General features: G+C 72.4%; 21 protein-coding genes, 1 pseudogene and 1 riboswitch. Of the genes and pseudogenes, 14 read left to right on the top strand and 8 right to left on the bottom strand.

Annotated elements, in window-relative coordinates:
• Positions 1–8: 8 nt before the first annotated feature.
• Entirely contained in the window at positions 9–443 is a 435-nt protein-coding gene (locus tag OG933_RS07740) for a DUF6325 family protein (protein ID WP_054241261.1), read from the bottom strand.
• Between the two features lie 245 nt (positions 444–688).
• Between OG933_RS07740 and OG933_RS07735 the strand changes: the two genes are divergently transcribed.
• Both OG933_RS07735 and OG933_RS07730 read left to right on the top strand, forming a co-directional pair.
• Positions 689–1,618, top strand: coding sequence for a cyclase family protein (locus OG933_RS07735; protein WP_362518964.1), 930 nt, complete (start codon positions 689–691; stop codon positions 1,616–1,618).
• A 170-nt stretch (positions 1,619–1,788) separates the two neighbouring features.
• The gene (locus OG933_RS07730) at positions 1,789–3,384 is read left to right on the top strand and encodes a GMC oxidoreductase (protein ID WP_405626140.1); all 1,596 of its coding nucleotides are present in this window, start codon (positions 1,789–1,791) and stop codon (positions 3,382–3,384) included.
• A 27-nt stretch (positions 3,385–3,411) separates the two neighbouring features.
• Here OG933_RS07730 and OG933_RS07725 read toward each other — a convergent pair whose 3' ends face one another.
• From OG933_RS07725 to OG933_RS07715, 3 genes are all read right to left on the bottom strand, one after another.
• Entirely contained in the window at positions 3,412–3,882 is a 471-nt protein-coding gene (locus OG933_RS07725; protein WP_405626138.1) for a hypothetical protein, read from the bottom strand.
• A gap of 83 nt (positions 3,883–3,965) precedes the next feature.
• Positions 3,966–4,103 carry a hypothetical protein gene (locus OG933_RS07720; protein ID WP_362518972.1) on the bottom strand — a complete coding sequence of 46 codons (138 nt, stop codon included), beginning with the start codon at positions 4,101–4,103 and terminating at the stop codon, positions 3,966–3,968.
• A gap of 101 nt (positions 4,104–4,204) precedes the next feature.
• Complete coding sequence (locus OG933_RS07715; RefSeq protein WP_405626136.1) at positions 4,205–7,396, bottom strand: AfsR/SARP family transcriptional regulator; 3,192 nt, start codon at positions 7,394–7,396, stop codon at positions 4,205–4,207.
• Positions 7,397–7,574: 178 nt separating this feature from the next.
• Between OG933_RS07715 and OG933_RS07710 the strand changes: the two genes are divergently transcribed.
• Positions 7,575–9,698: a tetratricopeptide repeat protein gene (locus OG933_RS07710; protein WP_362518977.1), complete on the top strand. Its 2,124-nt coding sequence runs from the start codon at positions 7,575–7,577 to the stop codon at positions 9,696–9,698.
• Positions 9,699–9,710: 12 nt separating this feature from the next.
• On the opposite strand, the gene OG933_RS07705 is transcribed toward OG933_RS07710, so the two are convergent.
• From OG933_RS07705 to OG933_RS07690, 4 genes are all read right to left on the bottom strand, one after another.
• Positions 9,711–10,226, bottom strand: coding sequence for a hypothetical protein (locus OG933_RS07705; RefSeq protein ID WP_405626135.1), 516 nt, complete (start codon positions 10,224–10,226; stop codon positions 9,711–9,713).
• Positions 10,226–11,449, bottom strand: a complete 1,224-nt coding sequence (locus OG933_RS07700) for a hypothetical protein (protein ID WP_362518982.1) — start codon at positions 11,447–11,449, stop codon at positions 10,226–10,228. The genes OG933_RS07705 and OG933_RS07700 overlap by 1 nt, the downstream gene beginning before the upstream one ends.
• Before the next feature lie 110 nt (positions 11,450–11,559).
• Positions 11,560–11,919 carry a hypothetical protein gene (locus OG933_RS07695; protein WP_405626134.1) on the bottom strand — a complete coding sequence of 120 codons (360 nt, stop codon included), beginning with the start codon at positions 11,917–11,919 and terminating at the stop codon, positions 11,560–11,562.
• Positions 11,920–12,013: 94 nt separating this feature from the next.
• On the bottom strand, positions 12,014–12,664 hold the full coding sequence (locus tag OG933_RS07690) for a TetR family transcriptional regulator (RefSeq protein WP_405626132.1): 651 nt from the start codon (positions 12,662–12,664) through the stop codon (positions 12,014–12,016).
• Positions 12,665–12,721: 57 nt separating this feature from the next.
• Between OG933_RS07690 and OG933_RS07685 the strand changes: the two genes are divergently transcribed.
• The 11 genes and pseudogenes from OG933_RS07685 (at position 12,722) to OG933_RS07635 (ending at position 22,597) form a co-directional block, all read left to right on the top strand.
• Entirely contained in the window at positions 12,722–13,408 is a 687-nt protein-coding gene (locus OG933_RS07685; RefSeq protein ID WP_405626130.1) for a class II aldolase/adducin family protein, read from the top strand.
• 39 nt (positions 13,409–13,447) lie between these two features.
• Positions 13,448–14,377 (top strand): carbohydrate kinase family protein, encoded by a 930-nt coding sequence (locus OG933_RS07680; protein ID WP_362518992.1) that lies wholly within the window; start codon positions 13,448–13,450, stop codon positions 14,375–14,377.
• 153 nt (positions 14,378–14,530) lie between these two features.
• Positions 14,531–14,698, top strand: coding sequence for a hypothetical protein (locus OG933_RS07675; RefSeq protein WP_362518995.1), 168 nt, complete (start codon positions 14,531–14,533; stop codon positions 14,696–14,698).
• Positions 14,695–15,195: a DoxX family protein gene (locus OG933_RS07670; RefSeq protein ID WP_362518998.1), complete on the top strand. Its 501-nt coding sequence runs from the start codon at positions 14,695–14,697 to the stop codon at positions 15,193–15,195. The genes OG933_RS07675 and OG933_RS07670 overlap by 4 nt, the downstream gene beginning before the upstream one ends.
• A 659-nt stretch (positions 15,196–15,854) precedes the next feature.
• Positions 15,855–16,751, top strand: a complete 897-nt coding sequence (locus OG933_RS07665; protein ID WP_405626129.1) for a glutathione S-transferase C-terminal domain-containing protein — start codon at positions 15,855–15,857, stop codon at positions 16,749–16,751.
• A 66-nt stretch (positions 16,752–16,817) separates the two neighbouring features.
• Positions 16,818–16,937, top strand: a riboswitch (SAM riboswitch).
• 396 nt (positions 16,938–17,333) lie between these two features.
• Complete coding sequence (locus OG933_RS07660; protein WP_405626126.1) at positions 17,334–18,314, top strand: amino acid ABC transporter permease; 981 nt, start codon at positions 17,334–17,336, stop codon at positions 18,312–18,314.
• Positions 18,311–19,114, top strand: a complete 804-nt coding sequence (locus tag OG933_RS07655) for an amino acid ABC transporter ATP-binding protein (protein WP_362266212.1) — start codon at positions 18,311–18,313, stop codon at positions 19,112–19,114. Before OG933_RS07660 ends, OG933_RS07655 begins: the two co-directional genes overlap by 4 nt.
• A gap of 73 nt (positions 19,115–19,187) precedes the next feature.
• On the top strand, positions 19,188–20,210 hold the full coding sequence (locus tag OG933_RS07650; protein WP_405626123.1) for a transporter substrate-binding domain-containing protein: 1,023 nt from the start codon (positions 19,188–19,190) through the stop codon (positions 20,208–20,210).
• 130 nt (positions 20,211–20,340) lie between these two features.
• A pseudogene (locus OG933_RS07645) lies at positions 20,341–21,130 on the top strand (GNAT family N-acetyltransferase).
• An 11-nt stretch (positions 21,131–21,141) separates the two neighbouring features.
• A complete protein-coding gene (locus OG933_RS07640) occupies positions 21,142–21,273 on the top strand; it encodes a putative leader peptide (RefSeq protein ID WP_362519013.1) in 132 nt (43 codons plus the stop codon).
• A gap of 121 nt (positions 21,274–21,394) precedes the next feature.
• Positions 21,395–22,597 carry an LLM class flavin-dependent oxidoreductase gene (locus tag OG933_RS07635; RefSeq protein WP_362519016.1) on the top strand — a complete coding sequence of 401 codons (1,203 nt, stop codon included), beginning with the start codon at positions 21,395–21,397 and terminating at the stop codon, positions 22,595–22,597.
• Positions 22,598–22,609 lie beyond the last annotated feature (12 nt).

Genomic DNA, 22,609 nt, shown 5'->3' with positions numbered 1-22,609 from the left:
CGGAGTCTCTACGTCCTCGGCGGCCGCACGTCGTCCGTCTCGTCCAGCGCGGCCAGGACGGCCGGTACCGGGATCCGCCCGGAGGCGACCAGCTGTGCGCCGCCGCGGCGCAGGGCGGTGGCGAAGGGCGCGGCCCACAGGTTCTCGTAGACCAGGATCGCCGCGGAGTTGCCGGCTCCCAGAGCGCCGCCCGCCTCCTCGATGTCGTCCTGGCCCAGCAGGCCGGAGGAGGCGCCCTCGAACACGGCCAGGTCCAGAACCCCGTCGCCGGTGAGATCGGCGATCTCCAGGCCGACCACGGATCCGTCCTCCTCCTTCCGGACGAACAGCAGATCGAGGATCCGGATGAGGCCGCGGTCCACCAGGTCGACCAGCAGGGGAAAGCCCTCGCCGGTCATGCGGTTCCCGGGGAACTCGACGACGACATAGTCGATCGGTCCCATTTCGACGAATTCATCGCTCACGGCTTCACCCCTGGGTGGTCACGGCGTTCAGCGGCCCCCTGTTTTCGGACTTCATTGCAGCATCGGACGGAGGCAGCCGCACCTCGGTACACCGCTCACCCACACCGCTCCTACGCGCCCGCCCGGCCGCGCGCGTGCCGACGTTCGCTCACTCATTGACGCGGCCGTCCCCGGGCCCGGCAACTCGGCGTGCGGGAGCCCGGGACCTGCCGGAGGGTGGGGGCATGCGGACCAGCGGCGAGCTGAGCGAGGCCGACTTCCGGCGTCTGTACCGGCACCTGCGCGACACGTCCCCCGGCGCCGGGCGCCGGGGCGCCCTGGACACGATGACCGCGGAGCACGTGCTGGCCGCCGTACGCGAGGTGCGGTCGGGGCGTACGGTGTCGCTCGCCTCGCCCGTGAACACCCGCAGCGGACCTGACGACGCCGACCCGGCCGAACACCGGCTCACCGCCCCGGCCGACGGCGAACCCGGGCCGAGCGGACTGGAGTTCGCCCGGGACCGCTTCGCCATGAACGTGCACGGCGACGTGAACAGCCACCTCGACGCGCTGTGCCACGTCGTCTACGACGGCACCCTGCACGGCGGCGTACCGGCGGCGGACGTACTGTCACCGGACGGCGCGAGCGCCCTGTCCGTCGACCTCGCCCGCGACGGCATCGTCGGACGCGGGGTCCTCCTCGACATCCCCCGGCTGCACGGCGTCCCCTGGCTCGAACCCGGAGCGCAGGTGCGGGCCGAGGACCTCGCCGCCGCCGAGGCACGGCAGGGCGTCCGGGTCGGCCGCGGCGACATCCTGCTCGTACGGGTCGGACACCGCCGCCGCCGCGAGGAGCTCGGCCCCTGGGACGTGGCCGGGGCTCGTGCCGGACTCCATCCGACGGCCATGGAGTTCCTGGCCGAGCGGGAGGTGGCCGTACTCGGCGGTGACGGCAACAACGACAGCGCGCCCAGCGCGGTCCAGGAGGTCGCGTTCCCGGTCCATGTGCTGGGCATCCACGCCATGGGCCTGCATCTGCTGGACTATCTGCGGTTCGAGGACCTCACGCCGATCTGCGCGCGCGAGGGCCGCTGGTCGTTCCTGTGCGTCATCGCCCCGCTCCGGCTGCCCGCCGCCACCGGCTCTCCCGTCAATCCCCTCGCGATCCTGTGACACCGGTCGTCCGCGCAGGCACGCGCACGAGCCGGCGTCGCCTCCCGGCACCTCGGTTCACCCGACCGGCCCAACTCGCCGGAAACATCGCCCGGAGATACGTTGGTGGTCGGGTCGGACGGCCCATTCACCCGGCAGGACCGGCGCATGCTCCGAGGACGGTGGCCGGCATGACCGACGCGCAGTACTACGACGTCATCATCATCGGGACGGGTGCGGGCGGTGGCACTCTCGCCCATCGGCTGGCACCCACCGGAAAACGGATCCTCCTTCTCGAACGCGGCGGCTACCTTCCCCGTGAACGGGACAACTGGGACTCCACCGCGGTCTTCGTCAAGGGGAAGTACCGTGCCCCGGAGTTCTGGTACGACAAGGACGGGAAGGAGTTCCCGCCCGAGGTCAACTACTACGTGGGAGGCAACACCAAGTTCTACGGCGCCGCGCTCTTCCGGCTGCGTCCCGAGGACTTCGGCGAACTCCGCCACCACGAAGGCCTGTCGCCCGCCTGGCCACTGAGCTACGAGGAGTTCGAGCCCTACTACACGCAGGCCGAACACCTCTATCTCGTCCACGGCCGGCACGGCGAGGACCCCACCGAGGGCCCCACCAGCGCCCAGTACGCCCATCCACCGGTCCAGCACGAGCCGCGTATCCAGCAACTCAGCCACGACCTGGAGAAGCAGGGACTGCATCCCTTCCACCTCCCGATCGGGGTGAACCTCACCCAGGACGACCGGGGCCGGGCCACCCAGACCAGCGCCTGCATCCGCTGCGACCGCGTCGACGGATTCCCCTGTCTGGTCGGCGCCAAGTCCGACGCACAGGTCATCTGCGTCGACCCCGCTCTCGCACACCCCAACGTCGAGATGGTCACCCACGCCGACGTGCGGCGGCTGGAGACGGACGCGACCGGCCGGACCGTCACCTCGGTCGTCGCCACGGTGGGGGAGCCGGGCGACCGGGACGCCGCCACCGTGGAGTTCCGCTCCGACCTCGTGGTGGTCGCCTGTGGCGCCGTCAACTCCGCTGTCCTGCTGCTGCGTTCGGCCAACGACCGGCATCCGCGGGGACTGGCCAACAGCTCGGACGTGGTGGGCCGGCACTACATGCGGCACAACAACCTGGCCCTGATGGCCGTGTCCAGGGAACCGAACGACACCCGGTTCCAGAAGACCCTGGCGCTGCACGACTGGTACCTGGGATCCGACGACTGGGACTACCCCCTCGGCGGCATCCAGATGCTCGGCAAGTCCGACTCCGAGCAGATCCACGGTGAAGCGCCCCGCTGGGCCGGGGCGGTGGCCCCCGACATGCCGTTCGAGGTACTCGCCCACCACGCGGTCGACTTCTGGCTGTGCGGAGAGGACCTGCCCGCCGCAGGCAACCGCGTCACCCTGGACCGGGACGGCGGGATCCACCTGGCCCTGGACGAGAAGAACAACGTCGCCGGACTGAACCGCCTGCGGCACAAACTCCAGGGCATGCTCGGTCACCTGGGCATGAACGAACACCATCTCCTGTCGCACAGCATCTATCTGCACAAGGGCATGCCCATCGGCGCCACCGCGCACCAGGCGGGCACGGTCCGCTTCGGTGACGACCCCGGCAGTTCCGCCCTCGACGTCCACTGCAAGGCCCACGACCTGGACAACCTCTACGTCGTCGACACGAGCTTCTTCCCGAGCATCGGGGCGGTCAACCCCTCGCTGACCGCCATAGCCAACGCCCTGCGCGTCGGCGACCACTTGGCGGAGCGACTGGCATGACACCTGCCGGTCCGGCCGGCGGCGTCGTCAGTCCGGGGTGGGCGGGGTGTCCGTGCCGGTGTCCGCCCGCGGTGGCGCCGGGGTCGTGAAGGAGAGGCCGGAGTAGTCGCGGCCCTGGAGAACAGGGCTGTTGAACGTGCCGCCGCTGATCTCGTTGTGCACATCGCCGGTGTGCGGCGAGCCGGCCAGCTGGTGCCACCGCACAAGACCCGCCCGGAACTCCGCGTCCGCCGCCGCCCGTACCGCCAGCGCCGTGCTCAGCGCGCGGGCCAGTGCCGCGTCGTCCGGGTGCGCGGCCAGCCGGACCAGCTCAGGTTCCGCCGAACCCGCCGTCGGCGCCCCGGTGTTGCCGTCCCCGTCCTCGTCCCCGTCACCGTTGCCGTCGCGCCGGAACGGGCGCCGGACGAGTTCGCTCAGCGTCGCCCAGGCCTGTCGGCCGGCCTCGCCGCCGGCTCCTCCTGCCAGCGCCGCCAACAGCGCCACCGATATCGGCTCCAACCCCGCACCGCCCTCTCGTGTCCGATGGGTGGGGTGGCGGCGTGTGCTGCCACCCCCCGGTGCGCCGATCGACCCTCAGCGGGTCACATCATGATGCACCGGTACGTGCCGACCGCCGCGGTCGAGGCGGGCTCGGCCGCCGAGGCATTTGGCGCGGTCACGCCAAGAATAGCGAGAGCGGCGAGACCGGTGACGACGGTCAGTCGGCGAATTGTGCTCACGTGAACGGAATCCCTCCATGTCTGACTGTGATCTTGCGGAGGGGAACATATCTGACCGTCGGGTTGTATGGGTAATTGAACGATATTCACTGGTTGCGTGTTTAATTACCGCCCGGTTCGAACGTGTGTCTCGGTAAGGTATGCGCTGTCGGGGCGCCACCTACCGCCCGCCGTACGTTCGTCAGAACGCTTTCCGTCCGGGCTTTCTCGTCGACGTCGTGCGTGCGCTCGGCCAGTGAAAGGGCGACCTCCAGATCTTTTCCCGCGGAGTCGAGCCGCCCGGCTGCGAAATGCGCCTGACCGAGGTGGCGCAGGGCCTGGATCTCCTGGTGGGCGGCGCCGATCAGGCGGGCGATGTCGAGGGCGTCCAGGAAGTGCCGCACGGCCTTCTCGGGTTCCCCCGCTTTCCGATACGCCTCGCCCAGACCGATCAGCGTGTCGGCCTGACTCTTCCGGTCGCCCAGCGCGCGGAATTCCGCGAGGGTCTCCTGGTAAAGAGGGAGAGCCGCAGCCGTGTCGCCCGACTCCGTGAGGACATCGGCCAGGCTGCCGCGCACCGTGGCGCGGTCGTAACGATTACCGGAATGTTCGAGGAATGTCAGCGATTCCTCGAACGACCGGCGCGAGGATTCCAGGTCTCCGCGACGCAGATGCAGATCGCCGATGTTGTTGAGCGTCTTTCCGAGCGCCGCGTGATCGCCCGCCTCGGTGAATCCGCTGAGCGTCTTCTCGAAATGTTCCAGCGCACGGTCGTACTCCCCGAGGAAGAGCAGGGTGACCGCCATGTTGTTGTGCAGACGCGCGCGGTCCAGGGAATCTCCGGATATCGCGGTGATCGCGAAGGACTTCTGGAAGAGGACGAGTGCCGCCTGATGATCGCCCACATGCCAGTTCAGGGTGCCGAGCGTGCGCAGCACCTCGGCCTCCGCCTCCTCGTCCCCCGTCGCACGGGCGATCCGCAGGGCCCGGCCGCCGCTCTCCGCCGCCTCCGGGTAGCGCGCGGTGTGCGCGTGGACGGCGCTGAGATGCAGCAGGGCACGGCACAGCGCGGCCTGCTCACCGGTCCCGGTCCAGTGCTCGACGGCGGTCACCAGGACGGCCTCGGCGTCGACCCAGTGGCACTCCTCGTCGAGGAAACCGGCCATGGCGTAGGCGAGTCGGGCGGCCGCCCCGGGACGGCCCCGGCCACGCGCCCGACGCTCGGTGGCCAGCAGGTTCGCGCGCTCGGCGGCCAGCCAGGACCGCGCGGCCCCGGCGTCGGGCCAGTCGGGCAGCGCCGCGCCGGTGCCGCGCTCGCACGGCGGCGCGGGCCTCGTACGGCGGGGGTACGCGAGACGGTCGGCGCGGTCGGCGGCGTCGACGTGGAAGTCCGTCAGGCGCCGGAGGACATCGGCCCGCTCCTCGTCGGTGTCGTCGGCGAGGGACCTGGAGTGGCCGTACTCGCGCAGCAGATCGTGGAACCGGTAGCGGTCCGGGGTCGGCTCGCGGAGCAGATGGCAGGCCAGCAGCGACTCCAGCACGCGTTCCGCGGCGGCCGGGCGCAGGTCCAGCGAGGCGGCCGCCGAGTCCACCGTGAAGTCCGGCCCGGAATGCAGACTGAGCCTGCGGAACGCGGCGCGCTGCTCCGGGGTGAGGGTCCGGTAGGTCAGGTCGAAGGCCCGCAGCAACTCCTGCTCGGCATCGCGGATCTCGCCCAGCCGTCCCTCCGTACGGGTCAGGCGGTCGGCCAGCGTGCCGAGCGTCCAGGCCGGGTGGGCGCGGAAGCGGCTCGCGACCAGCTCGATCGCGAGCGGGAGATGGCCGCATAATCGAACGATCGTGGTGATCTCCCGGCTGTCCAGGGTGCGTTCCTCGCCCGCGCAGGCGCGGAACAGGGCGATGGCGTCGTCGGTCGGCAGCACGTCGAGCGGGATGTGCCGGGCCTGCGGCAGACCCGTCAGCCGGCGCCGGCTCGTGATGATCGTCAGGGTGGGCGAGCCGCTCGGCAGCAGCGGGCGGATCTGGTCGGCGCTCACCGCGTCGTCCAGGACGATCAGCGCCCGTCGCCCGGCCAGCAGGGTCTGCCACAGCGCGGTACGGCCCTCCAGCTCGACCGGGATGGTCTCCGCGGGCGCGCCGAGCAGACGCAGCAGGGTGGCCAGGGCCGCGCCGGGACCCAGCGGTTCACCGACGGGGGAGTGGCCACGCAGGTCCACATACAGCTGGGCGTCGGGGAACCGCTCGGCCAGCCGGTGCGCGCCGTGCACGGCCACGCTGGTCTTGCCCACCCCGGCCATGCCGCTGACGGTGCTGACGGACTCCAGGCTGATCACCCGGCCCTGCTCCGCCGCCGCGTCGACGGCGGCGCTCAGGGCCCGCAGTTCGGCGCGACGGCCGATCAGGGGCGGCTGATGCGGCAGGTTCCTCGGCGGACGCGGGGCCGGCGGCGGAGCCGCGACCGGGCGGGCCGGGCGGGGCACGGCCGGGCGGCCCCGGACGAGATCGGCGGCCGGCACCCGATCGAGGATCCCGCGATGGATGCGGTCCAGCTCGGCGCCCGGGCGGGAGCCGTACTGGGTCATCAGCATCCGGCGGGTCTCCTGGTGCAGCCGCAGCGCGTCGGTGTACCGGGCGCCGCCGTAGTACGCCAGCATCAGCTGACCCGCCAGCGTCTCGTCGCCCGGATACCGGTCGACGAGGGCGGACAGCTCGGCGGTCACCGCCGTGTACCGGCCGAGCCGGAGGGAGGCGGCGATCCGGGAGACGGCGGCGCCCAGCCGCCGCTCCGCCAGCGCCCGGCGGGTGGTCTCGGCCCACAGTCCGGGCAGTCCGGCCAGCGCCTCGCCCCGCCAGAGGCCTTCCGCGGCGTCGAGGAGGGCGGCCGTCCGCTCGTCGTCGCCGTCCGCCGCGACCGCCCCGGCCCGCGCCACGAGCTGCTGGAACCGGTGCCAGTCGACGGCCTCGCGGGCCGCCTCCAGCGTGTAGGTGTGGGCCCGGCTGACGATGCGTGGCGCGCTCGCGGACGACGGGTCGGCCAGCCGGAGCCGCCTGCGCAGCCGCGAGACATAGCTGTGCGCGTTCTCCCGTGCGTGCGGCGGCGGTTCACCGTCCCAGAGCCGGTCCATGAGGACGCCCAGCGCGACCGGCCGGCCCACGTCCAGGGCCAGCAGGCCCAGCAGGGTCCGCTCCTTGTCCGAACCGAGCTCCACCCGCCGGCCGTTCGCGCGCAGACCCACCGGGCCCAGTACCTGGAATTCCACCAGCGCCTCCCGCTGGTCCGGCCGTTCGACGACCACGGCACCGGGGACGGTCATGCCATGGAGCGAAGAGCATGACAGGGAGGGCAGGGGGTTCCAAGAGGGGCCGGTGTGCTGGCCGAATCGCTTCCTTGCCGGAGCCCCGGCGTCCGTGGCCTGCATCGTCGAAGGCCCGCCGGGGGTAGGACCACCTTGATCGATGTAGCGGGCAACCGGTCGGAGGGGGACGAGCGGTATGAGTGCGGCGCGGGAGGACGACCAGGGGAGAGCGAGCAGCAACACCATCGGCGGATCGGCCCGGTTCTACGGACCGACCGTCCAGGCCCGTGACGTCCACGGCGGCATCCAGGTCCGGACCGCCCCGCCGCAGCCACCACCGACGCCCCGCCAACTGCTGCCGGTACCGGCGCACTTCACCGACCGGCGGGACGAACTGGAAGCCCTGGACCGGCTGCTCACGCGGCGTACGGACGCGGGGTCCCGGCAGCCGCTGATCGTGGTCAACGGTCCGGCCGGCATCGGGAAGACCACCCTGGTCTCCCGCTGGCTGCGCCGGCACGAATCAGCCGCCCCCGACGGGCAGTTGCACGCCGATCTGCGCGGACACGCGGCGGCCGGGCCGGCGGACCCGGGCGAGATCCTCGGCCGGTTCCTGCGTGCGCTCGGCGCCTGGGCGGTCCCCGTCGACCTCGCGGAACAGGCGTCCCTGTGGCGGTCCGTCACCGCGGACCTGCGCATCGCGGTGGTGCTGGACAACGCCTTCTCCGCGGCACAGATCCGGCCGTTGTTGCCGGGCGGGCCCGGTAGCCTCGTCGTCGTGACCAGCAGGCACCGGCTGACCGGACTGCGCCTGGACGGAGCGGAGTTCCACCGGCTGCGGGCCCTGGGCCCCGCCGCCGGGGTGGAGCTGTTCCTGCGCGGTGTCGGCGAGCGCCGGGTCGCCGGGGAACTTCCCGCGGTCCGCCGGGTCGTGGACCTCTGCGCGGGTCTGCCTCTCGCGGTGTGTCTCGCCTCCGCCCGGCTCGCCGCCCGCCCCCGACAGCCGGTCGCCGCACTGGCCGACGCGCTCACACCCGACGTCGGCCGGCTGGCCGCGCTGGAAGTCGAAGGGGAGGCGACCGTGCGCAAGGCCCTGGACGCGTCGTACGCGGTGCTGGGAGCGGAGGCCGCCCGGATGTACCGGGCCCTCGGGCTGCTGCCCCTGCCCGAGTTCGACGTCCGGACGGCCGCCGCGGCCTGCGCGGAGCCCCTCGACTGGGCGGAACGCCGGCTGGACGAACTCGTCGAGGCCAACATGCTGGAGGAGGTCGGCCCGGACGCGCTCCGCTTCCACGACCTCGTGCGCCTCCACGCCCGCGACCGCGCGGCCCTGGCCGACACCGAGGCGGACCGGGAACGCACCCTGCGACGCGTCGCCGACTGGCACCTGCTGACCGCGACCGAGGCCCAACGCCTCATCACCCCGATCCAGTTCACCCTGCCCCGGAGCTACGCGCAGCCCTTCCCGCTGCCCCCGCCCTTCACCGACGACCGCGGCGCCCTCGGCTGGCTGCACGAGCGACGCGGCCACCTCATGGCGATCCTCCGCCTGGCCGTCGAGCGCGGCTGGCACGCCACGGCCTGGCAACTCGTCGACGCCATGTGGCCGTTGTTCCTGCGGCTGCGCCACTACGACCTGTGGATCGAGGCCCACCGCATCGGTCTGGAGGCCGCCCGCCGCGACGGACACCGGGAGGCCGAACGCCAGATGCTCAACTCCGGGGCCATCGGGCTGAGCGCCGCCCGCCGGCCGGACGAGGCCGTGGAGTGGTACACGGCCGCCCTGTACGCGGCACGCGACGGGGAGGACCCCCGCGACGAGGGACAGGCGCTGCTCGGCCTCGGCAACTGCCACTTCGAGGCGGGGCGGTTCGCCGAGGCCGTGTCACGGCTGAACCGCGCCGTCGCGACCTGGGAGGAGTGCGGCTACCCGCGCGGGGTGGCGCTCGCCCGGATCACGCTCGGCGAGGTCGCTCTCGCCGAACACGACCCCGAGCGGGCCGTCACCTGTTTCGCCCGGGCCCGGCAAGGACTCGTGGAGGCGGCCGACCCGCACGACACGGCCAGAGCCCTCGCCTTCCTCGGCCGGGCCCGCGCCCGCACCGGCGACCACCCCCTGGGCATCGCCCACATGACGGAGGCGCTCGCGGTGTTCACCGCCTCCGGAGCCGTCCACTGGCAGGCCCGCACCCTGGAGATGCTCGGCGACACCGCACGGGAACGGGGCGAGGACACGGCCGGCGAGGAGTTCCACGCCCGCGCCCTCGCCCTGTACGAGACCACCAGCCCGGCGGACGCCCGCCGGCTCCGGCGCACGTAGGCGCCGACGTGCTCACCCGCCGTGCACCACGCGGATGTCGTGGATGTCGCGCAAGGCGTGCCCCGCCACCAGCCAGGCGTGCAGACAGGACGCCAGCAGGGGCTGGTCCGGGGCGACCCGGTGCGCCAGCGGCAGGACCGTGCGGCTCGTTCCGTCGACGACCGCCCAGCCGCCCCCGGTCAGCGGCGCCGCGGCCAGCCGGCACCCCGGATGGGCGGCCGTGAGGTCGCCCAGTCGGCGCACCGCGTCGGCGTACGGGCGCGGAATCCGGTCGTGCAGCACATCGGCGCAGACCGGCCACCGGATCCCGGGGCACGGCCCGGCCTCCGCGGCGACGTGCTCGTCCGCACCGGCCACCGGCCCGCCCGTGCCGGGCGGGTCCCCGGGCGCCAGGAGACCGACCCGGGCCAGCACGTCGTGGTCGCCCGCGGTCGAGCGGACGCGGAGCGACAGTTCCGCCCCCGGGGCGCCTCGCGGACCCCGGGGGTACGGCTGCGACGCCCGCAGCCGTACCGAGACGAAGCGCATCACGCCGGCACCTCCCGCCGCCCGCGCGCCCAGGTGTCCAGCGGCGGCGGCTCGGGCAGCGGGACCGTCACCGGTTCGTGGGCGGGCCGGCCCAGACCCATCAGGCGGTACATGAGCCGCCGCATGTTGCGGTTGAAACGGCCGGGTTCCGAGGTGATGCGCGAGGCGATCGCCGCGTACTCCTCCCGGCGGTACTCGGCCGCCGTGTACTGGAGCTGGCCGACGAGCGGGTGGGCGGGCGAGAGCGCCGGCGCGGTCACGGCGAGCGTGGCGGCGGGCGAGGCGGGGTTGATCTCCCGGTCCGGTGAGCCGGCCAGCAGGATCGGCGCACCGGTGAGCGTGCCGTACAGCGTCACCGAACCGTGGTCGCCGATGATCCAGTCCGCCGCGATCAGGACACTGCGCCAGTCCGCCTCCGGCGGCACGAGGGCGGTACCGGGCTCGGCGCAGCGCGCCAGCCAGGCCCTGACCTGCCAGGAACCGTGCCCCGACCACACGTTGGGATGGACCAGGATGACGGACCGGAACCGTCCCGCGGGCAGTTCGGCGGCCAGCCGGGGCAGCAGCGCCTCGAACCGGCCGAAGGACGAGCGGGCGCCCCAGGTCGAGACGACCACCACCAGCTTCTCGCCGTCCGCGAGGCCGAGGGCCCGGCGGTAGCGGGCGCGCAGCGGCAGGCTCGCCGCGATCCGGTCGTGCACCGGATCGCCGACCACATGGGTGAGCGGGAGCACCTCCGGGCAGTGCCGTTCCAGGTCGGCCAGTTCGGCGTGGTGGGGCACCGCCACGGCGGCGGGCAGCCGGCCGCCGGGGACGAGATCCTGTCTGCGCAGCCCCGCCACGCCCGGCTGCCGCACCGAGACCAGCCGCTTGAGATAGCCGGCCCCGTGCGACATCGCGATCACCGGCCCGGAGATCTTCTCGACGCCCCGCGGACCGGCGGCGAGAGCCAGGTCGAACCGCATCCGCACCGCCTCGTCCCACGGCAGCACCGCGCCTCCCAGCCCTTCGAGGAAGCGCGGGACCTCGTCGCCGAAGACGTGCGGCGGAGCCGTGAACACCACCTGCACCCTGAAGTCGGCCTCCAGCAGCGACAGGACCTCGACCAGCCGCTTGCCGTAGGTCAGGGTGTGCACCACGACCAGCACCAGCTTGCGTTCGACGAGCGTCAGCCACTCACGCTCCTCGACCGACGACTCCGTACTCTTGCGCAACGCCGACATCGAGACCCCCGTCGTCCGTGCGGGACCGGCTCGGCCCCGTCTGCCGGGCGTTTGCCCCTCCCGATGGACGGAAGGCCTGCCGGGACCTTGCGGAAACCTTGCAGCGGGCGTCACGAGAACACGTGCACCACTTCGATCTCGCCCACGACATGGGCGTTGAACTCGTCCAGTTCCTCGGCCGGCACCCACAGTTCGAGGATCGTCCGGCCGCCCGCCTGCTGGACCGGATACCTGCGCAGGAACGCGGTGTCGACCTCGAAGCGGGTGACATAGCCGGCGCCGTCGTGCTTGACGTTCCAGTCCCGGGCGATCCTGATGGCGTAGTCCTCGTCGAGGACCGGGTAGAAGATCGGCTGCTCGGGCAGCCGGGGCGGCCAGGCCCGCCAGCCGAGCTCACGGACCAGCTCCAGCTCCTTGGGACCGGTGGGACGCCACAGGGTCGTGGTGGCCGGGGGGTGCTGCCTGGTCATGGGATTCGTTCTCCGGGTGCGGCGACCGCCGGTGCGGTCGGCTACGGGCCCCGACGCTACCGGGCGGTCGACGGCGTCGGCCACGGACTTTCGGCTACCGCCGCTCGGAGCGCGCGACGACCTCGGTGAGATAGCAGCGCAGCATCGCCTTCGCCTCGTCGAGGAGGTCGGTGTCGCCTTCCGGGGCGCGCCGGAAGGCCTCCTGGGCGAGGGCGTCGGCGGCGAGGATCGCCGCGTGGCAGGCCCGCGCGAGCGCCTCGTCGTCGGGGGCGACGCCCAGCGCGAGCAGCACCCGGCGGATGCCGTCGGCCATCCGCCGCTTGTGCTCACGGTCCGCGGCCCGGGTCCGCTCGGTCAGCCCGCTGCCGAACCACAGGGCACGGAAACCGTGTTCGGTGCGGTAGACGCGGGCGAAGGTGTCGATGAGCACGCCCACGGGATCGTCCCACTGCTCCCGCGCCGCCGTCCGGACCAGCTCGTCCATGACGTCTTCGAGGCGGGCGAAGTAGCCCGTGGCGAGGGCGTCGATGATCGCGTCACGGTCGGGGAGGTACTGGTACAGCGAGCCGACCGACACCTTCGCCTCGGCCGCGACCCGCGTCGTGGTGAGCGCCTCGACGCCGTCGCCGACCAGGATGCGTTCGGCGGCCTCCAGCATCAGGGCCAGACGGGCCTTGCTGCGCGCCTGCCGCGGCGTGCGGCGCAGGGGAGCGCCACCGCCCGGACCCGCGGTCGCCTGGACCAAGGACTGCCTCCAAACATGAACGTGACTTTGTTTCACGTTTACGCTACCTTCGCGCCCATGACCGCCTCAAGCTCGGCGCTGAGACAGGAGCGGGCCGCCGTCGCGGACGTCTGCCGGCGCCTGGGGGCCGAAGGCCTCCTCATCGGCACGGCCGGCAACGTGAGCGTACGCGTCGAGGACCGGGTCGCGGTCACCGCGACCGGAGCGGTCCTCGCCGAACTCACCCCGGACCAGGTGACCGTGGTCGACCTTGACGGCGAGGTGGTGGCCGGAAGTCTGCGGCCGACCTCGGAACTGGAGCTGCACCTCGGGGTCTACCGCCGCTACGGAACCGGCGCGGTCGTCCACACCCACGCCCCGATGGCCACCGCCGTCTCCTGCGTGCTCGACGAACTGCCCTGCATCCACTACCAGTTGCTAGCTCTCGGCGGCACGGTGCGGGTCGCGCCCTACGCCACGTTCGGCACCCCCGAACTCGCCGAGTCAGTGCTCACCGCGCTCGACGGCCGCAGCGCCGCCCTGCTGGCGAACCACGGCGCCGTCACCCACGGGACGACTCTCGAAAAGGCCGTCGAGAACGCGCTGCTGCTCGAATGGGCCTGCGGTGTCTACCAGCGCGCGGCCGCCATGGGCCGCCCCCGCTTCCTCGACGAGCAGCAGCAACTCGCCGTGATCGAGGCCGCGATCGCCCGCGACTACGGCACCACCCACCCCGTACCACCCGCGCAGGAACAGAGCCGATGAAGCCGATACGGCGACGAGGCCGATGAAGGGGGATAGCCGATGAAGATCTTCACCATGGGCGTGCATGTCCTGGACGTGCTGGTGCGGCCGGTGCAGGAGATACCCGAGGGCCAGGGCGCGACGCTGGTCGACGACATCCGGATGACCGCCGCCGGGACCGCGGGCGGCACCGCGCTCACCCTCGCCAAGCTGGGCGCGCAGGTGCGCAGCGCAGGCGCCATCGGCTCCGACCCGACCGGCGACCTGCTGGTGGGGTTGCTGGACCGGGCGGGCATCGACACCGAGTTCCTCGTCCGCCGCACGGACACCGCCACCTCCGCGAGCGTGCTGCCGATCCGGCCCAACGGAGACCGCCCCTCGCTGCACCTGCTCGGCGCCAACATCACCTACGGCCTCGACGACGTCCCCTGGGACGCCCTCGCCGAGGCCGACCATCTGCACCTGGGCGGACCGGAGCTGATCGGCGTCGAGGTCGCCACGCGCATCCTGTCGTACGCCAGGGAACACGGTGTCGTCACCTCCGTGGACCTGCTCGCCCCCGGTGTCCTCGGCAGCTTCGACCAGATCGAGGCTGCCCTGCCGTACATCGACCACCTGCTGCCCAACGAGGACCAGGTCCTCGGCTTCACCGGCGAGAGCGACCTGCTGACCGGCGCGCGCAAGCTCCTCGGCGCCGGTGCGGGCGTCGTCGCCGTCACGCGCGGCGGCGACGGCGCGCTCGTGGTGAGCGCGGACGGCGCGGAACCGGTCCCCGCCTTCGTGGTCGACGTCGTCGACACCACCGGGTGCGGCGACGCGTTCTCGGCCGGCTACCTGCGGGGCGTGAGCCTGGGCCGTACGCCGAGCGACGCCGCCGTCCTCGGCAGCGCCGCCGCCGCACTCGTCGCCCAGGGGCTCGGCAGCGACCACGGCGACTTCGACCTCACCGCCGCCGACGCCTTCGCCGCGACGACCAAGTCCCGCACCTGAGGGGGATCGGGGAGAGGGAGGGGTCGGCTGCCGGGAGGTGAAGGGGCCGGCGGTCGGTCCTCGGCCCCGGTCCGGGCGCCCGTGCACTTCACCCTCGGCGCGTACGAACGAGTGGGGGTGAACGGTCCCGAGGGACCGGCGGAGCTCGCTTCCATGTTCACCGGAGCCCCACGGGTGGTACGCCACGAGCAGGCGGGCGCGGGCCACGACACCGGCGTCCGCCGTACCGCTCTCGCCCAGCGCCCGCACGTGCCCGCCCTCGTCGAGGAGTGCGCGCCGGGTGTGCGGGCGCTGCCGACGGAGAAGGGGACATGGCGATGAGTGAGGCTTCGGACACCGCACTGCTGCTCGTACGGGTCGTGCTCGGTGGGGTGATGCTGGCGCACGGCTGGAACCACTGGCGCGGCGGAGGCGGCATATCCGGTACCGCCGGCTGGTTCGGCGGGCTCGGGCTCACCCGCCCGAGACTCCAGGCATGGCTCAGTGTCCTCACCGAACTCGGCGCGGGCGTCCTGCTGTTGGCGGGCTTCCTGACCTCACTGGCCTGCGCGGCGGTGCTGTCCGTGATGCTGGTGGCGGGCCTGCTCGCACACCGCCGCAACGGCTTCTTCGTGTTCAAGGACGGCTACGAGTACGTCCTCGTCCTGGGCGTCCTCGCGGTGGCGCTGGGGGCGTGGGGGCCGGGGGAGTACGCGGTGGACGAGGCCGCGGACATCGGGGTGACCGGATGGGCGGGCGCCGGTGTGGTGCTCGGGGTGGGTGTCGTCGCGACGGCCGGGCTGCTGGCCGTGTTCTGGCGGCCCCGGCAGGAGGGCTGAGGAGGCGCCCCATGCACGTCGGGTTCATCGGACTGGGCGGCCAGGGAGCGCCGATGGCCCGCCGGATCGTCGAGGCGGGCTTCGCGACCACCCTGTGAGCCGGGCGGCCCGTCCGGGCCCCGAGAGTGCCACGGGCACCGTCGAGTGCGGCGGCGTCCCATGGTGCCCGCTCCGCGGGCCCCGGCCGGGCCACCCCGATGGAGGCCCCGGGCGCGCTCATCGGCACACGGTAGGGGTGAGCGCCGCGGCCACCCTCGAACCGCTCTGGACCGCCTCGGCGACCCTCCCCCGGGTGGCGCCGGTACTCACCTGGTGGACGCCCCCTTGACGGAGGCTCGAGGCGGATCGACACTCGATTCGGGAATCCTAGTGAACGGGTAGGGAAACAATGGGGCGACTGGAGCCGACCACCGGCCGAGCGGGCCGCACGGCGTGGTCGTCACCCCTTCTCACCTCCCGCCGTCACATCGACCTGAAGCGCGTCTGCAGCGCCATCAGGTTCCAGGACTGAGCCGGGCCCGTCCCCGCGCCGAACCGCACCGGCGGTGTCCCGAGGACGCGGCCGCACCCGGCACGTGCGGACGAGGTCCGCACCTCCCTCTTCGACGTCGCATCCGCCGCGCGCACGTCCTGTGTGCGTCCCGCCCCCGGGGAGAGTCATGTCCGTCACACCACTGGCCGCCCACCTGTCCACCCGCCCCGCCGCCGCCTTCCGGGGCCGGATCGGCCGGGACGCGCGCAGCGGCCACTACGCGGTGCCGCGCCGCTACCGCCTCCACCTGGCGGCGGCCGACCCCGACTGTCTGCGCATCGCCGTCACCCACAGCCTCCTCGGCCTGGACAAGGCCTGCCCGGTCACCTTCCTGCCCGCCGTCCCGGACTGCCCCGACGGAGGCCACTCCGCGCTGCGTCCGCTGTACGACGCCAGCGCGCACCGGTACACCGGACCCGCCCTCGCACCCGTGCTCAGCGACGACTGGTCCGGGCGCATCGTCAGCAGCCACGGCCCCGACATCGCCCGGGACCTGGCCCGGCGCTTCGGCGGCGGCCGGCCCACCCTGTACCCGTGCGGCGCGGAGTCGCAGATCGAGGCCGTCGAGCGGATGTGCGCCCAGGGCATCGAGGAGGCCGCCCAGCGCGCCGGAGCGGCCGACGCCGAGGAGGCGGAGCGCACCGCCGCCCTCGACACGCTGGTCACCACGCTCGGGGTGCTGGAGCGAGGGCTCGGCGCCCACGAGTACCTGATCAGCGATCAGATCACCGCGGCCGACGTCGAGTTGTGGGTCGCCCTGGTCCAACTCGACACCGTGCACCGCTACCACCTGGACGCGGCCGCCGTGCACCGCATCGCCGACCACCCCGCGCTGTGGGCCTACGCCCGCCGGCTGGCCGCCCGTCCGGCCTTCGGCGCCCACCTCGACCTGGACGCCATCGCCCGCCGCCACCACGCCCGTTGCCAGGGCCTGGAGGCCGCCGGCGCCGCCGTCCAGATCCTGGACTGGGAGACCCACGCGGCAGACGGTTCGGCGGTCCGACCGCAGGTCAACCGGCCCTGACCCGGTCCACCCACCGGACCGCCGTTGACATTCGTTCGGGCAACTGTCTTACTTACGGCCCAGAACGGTCATGAGCGTCAGCGACAAGCCCTGGCTAGCTGACCGGCAACCCTCGCTCCGCGGTGGGGTGCCCCAGGTGACGACCGGACCGACGTTTCGGTAATGACGTATCGGTAAGCGCGAGGGCCCCTCAGGGGCCGGAACAGTGATGGTGACGGACATGTACGCAGCTCATCGGACGGCGCCCCGTCGCCCCCGGGGCTGCGTACGGCCGTACCTCGACATCCTCGTCGCCAACCGCGCCGTCGACCTCCTGCGCGTGAACAGCGCACTGTGTACCGCACCGGGCCGTGCCCGCTGTCGGGGCTGAACGAACCCCTCGCACCGCAGCCCCGCCTCCGCGTTCCTGACGAACACCGCCCGAGCGGTGTGCCGTTGTCCGCCCCACCCCGGTCTCCTGTACGCATCCGTGCGCCATGCCCTGTTCGCGCCCGCGGAGCGGTCCCCGCCGCCCCGCCGAAGCGCGTCCGGCCACGCACGTGCGCCGTGACCCGGGGTGTCCGACTCCCGCCGGAGCCCCTCATGAGTGAACCCCCAGGCGCCGTGACCCTCGCCGAGCCCGCACCCGCCATCGACGTCCCGTCGGAGAAGCTCACCGCCCAGCGCGTCCAGCCGCTGCGCAAGCCCGGCCGCTGGATCGCCACCGCCGTGGCCCTGGTCCTGGTGGCGCAGTTCACGCACGGACTGATCTCCAACCCCTTCTACCAGTGGGACCGCTTCGGCTACTGGTTCCTGCGGCCGGTCATCCTCGACGGACTGCTGATCACCCTGGAAGTGGCCGCCTACAGCGCGGTGCTGGGCCTCCTCGGCGGCATCCTGCTCGCCCTCGCCCGGCTCTCCAGGAGCCCGGTGCTGCGCGCGGTCAGCTGGACCTACGTGTGGGCGCTGCGCTCCATCCCGCTGATCGTGGTGCTGCTCTTCCTCTACAACTTCAGCGCCCTGTACCAGACCCTGAGCGTGGGGGTTCCCTTCGGCCCGGCGTTCTTCCGCTTCGACGAGTCCCGGCTGGCCACCGACATGGTGATCGCCGTCGTCGGCCTCAGCCTCAACGAGGCGGCCTACGCCGCCGAAGTGGTTCGCGGCGGCATCCTCTCCGTCGACCAGGGCCAGCACGAGGCGGCCGCCGCCCTCGGCCTGCCCAAGCGCTACCAGTTCTGGAAGATCGTCTTCCCGCAGGCGCTGCGGTCGATCACGCCGAACTACGTCAACCAGCTGATCGGCCTCGTCAAGTCCACCTCGCTGGTCTTCTACGTGTCCCTGCTCGACCTGTTCGGCACCGCGCAGACCATGGGGGCCACCTACCCCGGCGACATCGTGCCGCTGCTGCTGGTCGTCACCGTCTGGTACCTGATCCTGACCAGCCTCGTCTCCGTCGTCCAGTTCTACGTCGAGCGGTACTACGCCCGGGGCGCCACGCGTTCCCTGCCGCCGACGCCGCTTCAGAAACTGCGGACCGGTCTCACCGACCTGCGGGCCCGCATCCGCCGGGAGGCCGCCGTATGACCACCGAGACCGTGCAGAGCGCCGACACCGCGGGGATCGTGCCCGCCGCCGTCGAGGTGCACGACGTGCACAAGTGGTACGGCGCCCACCGGGTCCTGGACGGGGTGAGCCTGACCGTGCGGCCCGGCGAGGTCACCGTGATCCTCGGCCCGTCCGGCTCCGGCAAGTCCACCCTGCTGCGGGTCATCAACCACCTGGAGAAGCCCGAGATCGGCTATGTCAGCGTCAACGGCGAGCTGATCGGTGTCCGCCGCAACGGCGACCGGCTGCGCGAGCTGAGCGAACGGGCCATCCTGACCCAGCGCGGCCGGATCGGCTTCGTCTTCCAGAACTTCAACCTCTTCCCGCACCTGACCGTGCTGGACAACGTCGCCGCCGCGCCCACCGCCACCGGGCGACTCGCCAAGTCCGCCGCCCTGGAACTGGCCCGTGAACTCCTGGACCGGGTGGGCCTCGCCGACAAGGCCGGCGCCTATCCCCGACAGCTGTCCGGCGGCCAGCAGCAGCGCGTCGCCATCGCCCGCGCCCTCGCGCTGCGCCCCGGCGTCATCCTCTTCGACGAGCCCACCTCCGCCCTCGACCCCGAGCTCGTGGGCGAGGTCCTCGCCGTCATCAAGGACCTGGCGACCAGCGGCACCACGCTCGTCATCGTCACCCACGAGGTCGGCTTCGCCCGCGAGGTCGCCGACCGGGTCGTCTTCATCGACGGCGGGAAGATCGTCGAGCAGGGCCCGCCCGGCGAGGTCCTCGACAAACCGCAGCACGAGCGGACCCGGGACTTCCTCAGCAAGGTGCTCTGACACCGCAGCACCCCACGACCTCCCCCCACACCACCACCCTCTCGCCCAGTCACACCAGTTACCAAGGACGGCCATGTCTGCCCACTTCACCCGACGCAGCCTGATTCGCGGCATCACCGCGGCGACCGCGGTCGCCACCCTCGCCACCGGGCTCGCCGCCTGCGGTGGTGACAGCGAGGCCGCCACCACGACCGGCAGCGCGGCCGGCAGCGTGACCGTCGGCCGGGTGTCCAACGGCGCCGCCGAGGAGACCGCACTGAAGGTCTCCGAGGTCAAGTCCATCAGCGCCGAACTGCCCGACGCGATCAAGAAGAGCGGCAAGCTGAACATCGGCATCGGCGCCCTGCCCTCCGGCTTCGCCCCGCTCGCCTACGTCGGCGACGACCAGAAGACCCTCACCGGTGCCGAGCCCGACCTCGGCCGGCTGGTGGCCGCGGTCCTCGGCCTGAAGTCGGAGACGAAGAACTTCACCTGGGAGAACCTCTTCGTCGGCATCGACAGCGGCAAGGTCGACGTCGGCTTCTCGAACATCACCGACACCGAGGAGCGCAAGAAGAAGTACGAGTTCGCCTCCTACCGCCAGGACAACCTCGGTTGGGAGGTCAAGAAGTCCAGCACGTGGAACTTCGACGGCAACTACGAGAACCTCGCCGGTCTGACCGTGACCGTCGGCTCCGGCACCAACCAGGAGAAGATCCTCCTGGAGTGGAAGAAGAAGCTGGAGTCCGAGGGCAAGAAGCTCACCGTCAAGTACTACCCGGACCGCAACGGCATCTACCTGGCGCTCGCCAGCGGCAAGATCGACGCGTTCTTCGGCCCCAACCCCGGCATCGCCTACAACGTCTCGCAGACCGCGGGCAAGGCCAACGCCACCCGCAACGCGGGCACCTTCTCCGGAGCCGGTGAGTCGCTCCAGGGCCTGATCGCGGCCACCGCCAAGAAGGACAGCGGTCTCGCCAAGCCGGTCGCGGACGCCATCAACTACCTGATCGAGCACGGTCAGTACGCCAAGTGGCTGGCGGCCTACAACCTCTCCAACGAGGCCGTCGCCAAGTCCGAGATCAACCCGCCCGGACTGCCGCTGGACAATTCCTGACCGCTCGTCACCAACGCGCTCACACATGCAGGTTGAGTGAGGCGCGACAGCAACGACAGCAACGACAGCAACGACAGCAACGACAGCAACGACGGCAGCGACGGCAACGACAGGAAGGGACTCCGCCTCCGTGACCACCCCGATCGACCTCCGCGGAGGCGGAGCCTTTACCGTCACCCACCCGCACCCCCTCGACAACGCCGTGTGGGCCGCACTCGACGGACCGCACGCCCACCTCGCCGACCGGGTCGGCCGCGCCGCGCGCTACCCGGCCGACGTCTACGACTTCGCCGCCCTCGCCGACCCCGGGGACCCCGCTGCCTGGGATGACCTGCGCACCCTCGTCGGACCCGGAACTTCCGTACGCATCAAGCCCGTTCACCGCGTTCCCGCACGGCTGGGAGGTCATCGACGGGGGAGAGGGCGTCCAGCTCGTCGCCACCGGGGCGTTCCGCACCGAACCGGCGCCCGAGGCCGTACACCTCGGCCCCGACGACGTGCCGGAGATCCTCGACCTCGTCGCCAGGACCCGCCCCGGCCCCTTCCTTCGGCGGACCGTCGCCCTCGGCACCTACCTCGGCATCCGGCACGAGGGACGCCTGATCGCCATGGCCGGCGAGCGAAGCGAGATGGGGGTCCCCCCGGCCGGAGGCTGGGGGAGGCTCCGGCTGCCCGGCTGGACCGAGATCAGCGCCGTGTGCACCGACCCCGACCACCGCGGCAACGGCCTTGCCACCCGGCTGATCCGCGCGGTCGCCGACGGCATCCGCGAGCGCGGCGACACCCCGTTCCTGCACGCCGCCGCCGGCAACGCTCCCGCGATCCGCCTTTACGAGTCCCTCGGCTTCGTCCTGCGCCGCCGCTCGACCATCGTCTCGGTGCGCACACCGGGAACATCCGGCGATGTCACGGCGTTCTGACTGATGACGAGATGTGTGAGGCGCCGCGCGGCGCCAGGAAAGAGGGAGGTGCGGACGTGACCCACATACGCCACGCCGTACACCTCCACTCCCGGCCCCACATCGACCTTCAGCGCGTGGCCGGCGCGCTCTGTTGCTCCTGACCCTTCCCCAGCCTTCGGCCGGGGGGACCCCCGGCTCGACGCGCTCGCACCTCGCCGTGTGCCCGCGCCGTCTCCGCGCGCAGGCCGGCGCTCTCGTACGGACCTCCAGGAAGGCACCCTCGTGTCCTCGACCCCCTCCTCCCCGCTGCATCTCGCCGTCGCTCTGGACGGCACCGGCTGGCACCCCGCCTCCTGGCGCGAGCCCGTCGCCCGACCCCGTGAGCTGTTCACCGCCGGATACTGGGCCGACCTGGTCGCCGAGGCCGAGCGCGGACTGCTCGACTTCGTGACGATCGAGGACGGCCTCGGCCCGCAGTCCTCGCACTTCTTCGACCCGGACGACCGCACCGACCAGGTGCGCGGCCGGCTCGACGCCGTCCTCGTCGCCTCCCGCGTCGCCCCGCTCACCCACCACATAGGCCTGGTGCCGACCGTGGTGGCCACGCACACGGAGCCCTTCCACCTGTCCAAGGCGATCGCCACCCTCGACTACGTGAGCACCGGCCGCGCCGGCCTGCGCGTGCAGATCACCGCCCGCCCCAACGAGGCCGCCCACTTCGGCCGGCGCACGATCCCCCGGATCGAGGCCTACGACGCCCCGGCCACCCAGGATCTGGTGACCGACCTGTTCGACGAGGCCGCCGACTACGTCGAGGTCGTGCGCCGCCTCTGGGACAGCTGGGAGGACGACGCGGAGATCCGGGACGTGGCGACGGGCCGGTTCGTCGACCGCGACAAACTCCACTACATCGACTTCGAGGGCCGCCACTTCAGCGTCAAGGGGCCCTCCATCACCCCGCGCCCGCCGCAGGGCCAGCCGCTGGTCACCGCCCTCGCGCACGACACGGTCCCCTACCGTCTGGTGGCCCGCGCCACCGACGTCGGGTATGTCACCCCGCACGACACCGGTCAGGCCCGCGCGATCGTCGCCGAGATCCGCGCCGAACAGGAACGGGCAGGGCGGGCAGCCGAGCCGCTGCACGTCTTCGGGGACCTGGTGGTCTTCCTCGACGACGACCCGGCCGAGGCCGCCGCCCGGCGCGACCGGCTCGACGCCCTCGCCGGCGAGGAGTACCGGAGCGACGCCCGCATCTTCGCCGGCTCGCCCGCCCAACTCGCCGATCTGCTCCAGGACTTCCAGGCGTCCGGGCTGACCGGCTTCCGGCTGCGCCCGGCCGTCGCCGGCCACGACCTCCCGGCCGTCACCCGGGGACTCGTCCCCGAACTCCAGCGCCGCGGCGCCTTCCGCCGTGCCTACGAGGCCGACACCCTGCGCGGGCTGCTCGGTCTGTCCCGCCCCGCCAACCGCTACGCCGCCGTCTGAGCGGGAGGGAGA

Source organism: Streptomyces sp. NBC_00016 (assembly GCF_045040885.1).
GTDB lineage: Bacteria > Actinomycetota > Actinomycetes > Streptomycetales > Streptomycetaceae > Streptomyces > Streptomyces coriariae.
The sequence above is the reverse complement of the archived record's forward strand: the minus strand, read 5'-3'. Positions and strand labels throughout refer to the sequence as shown.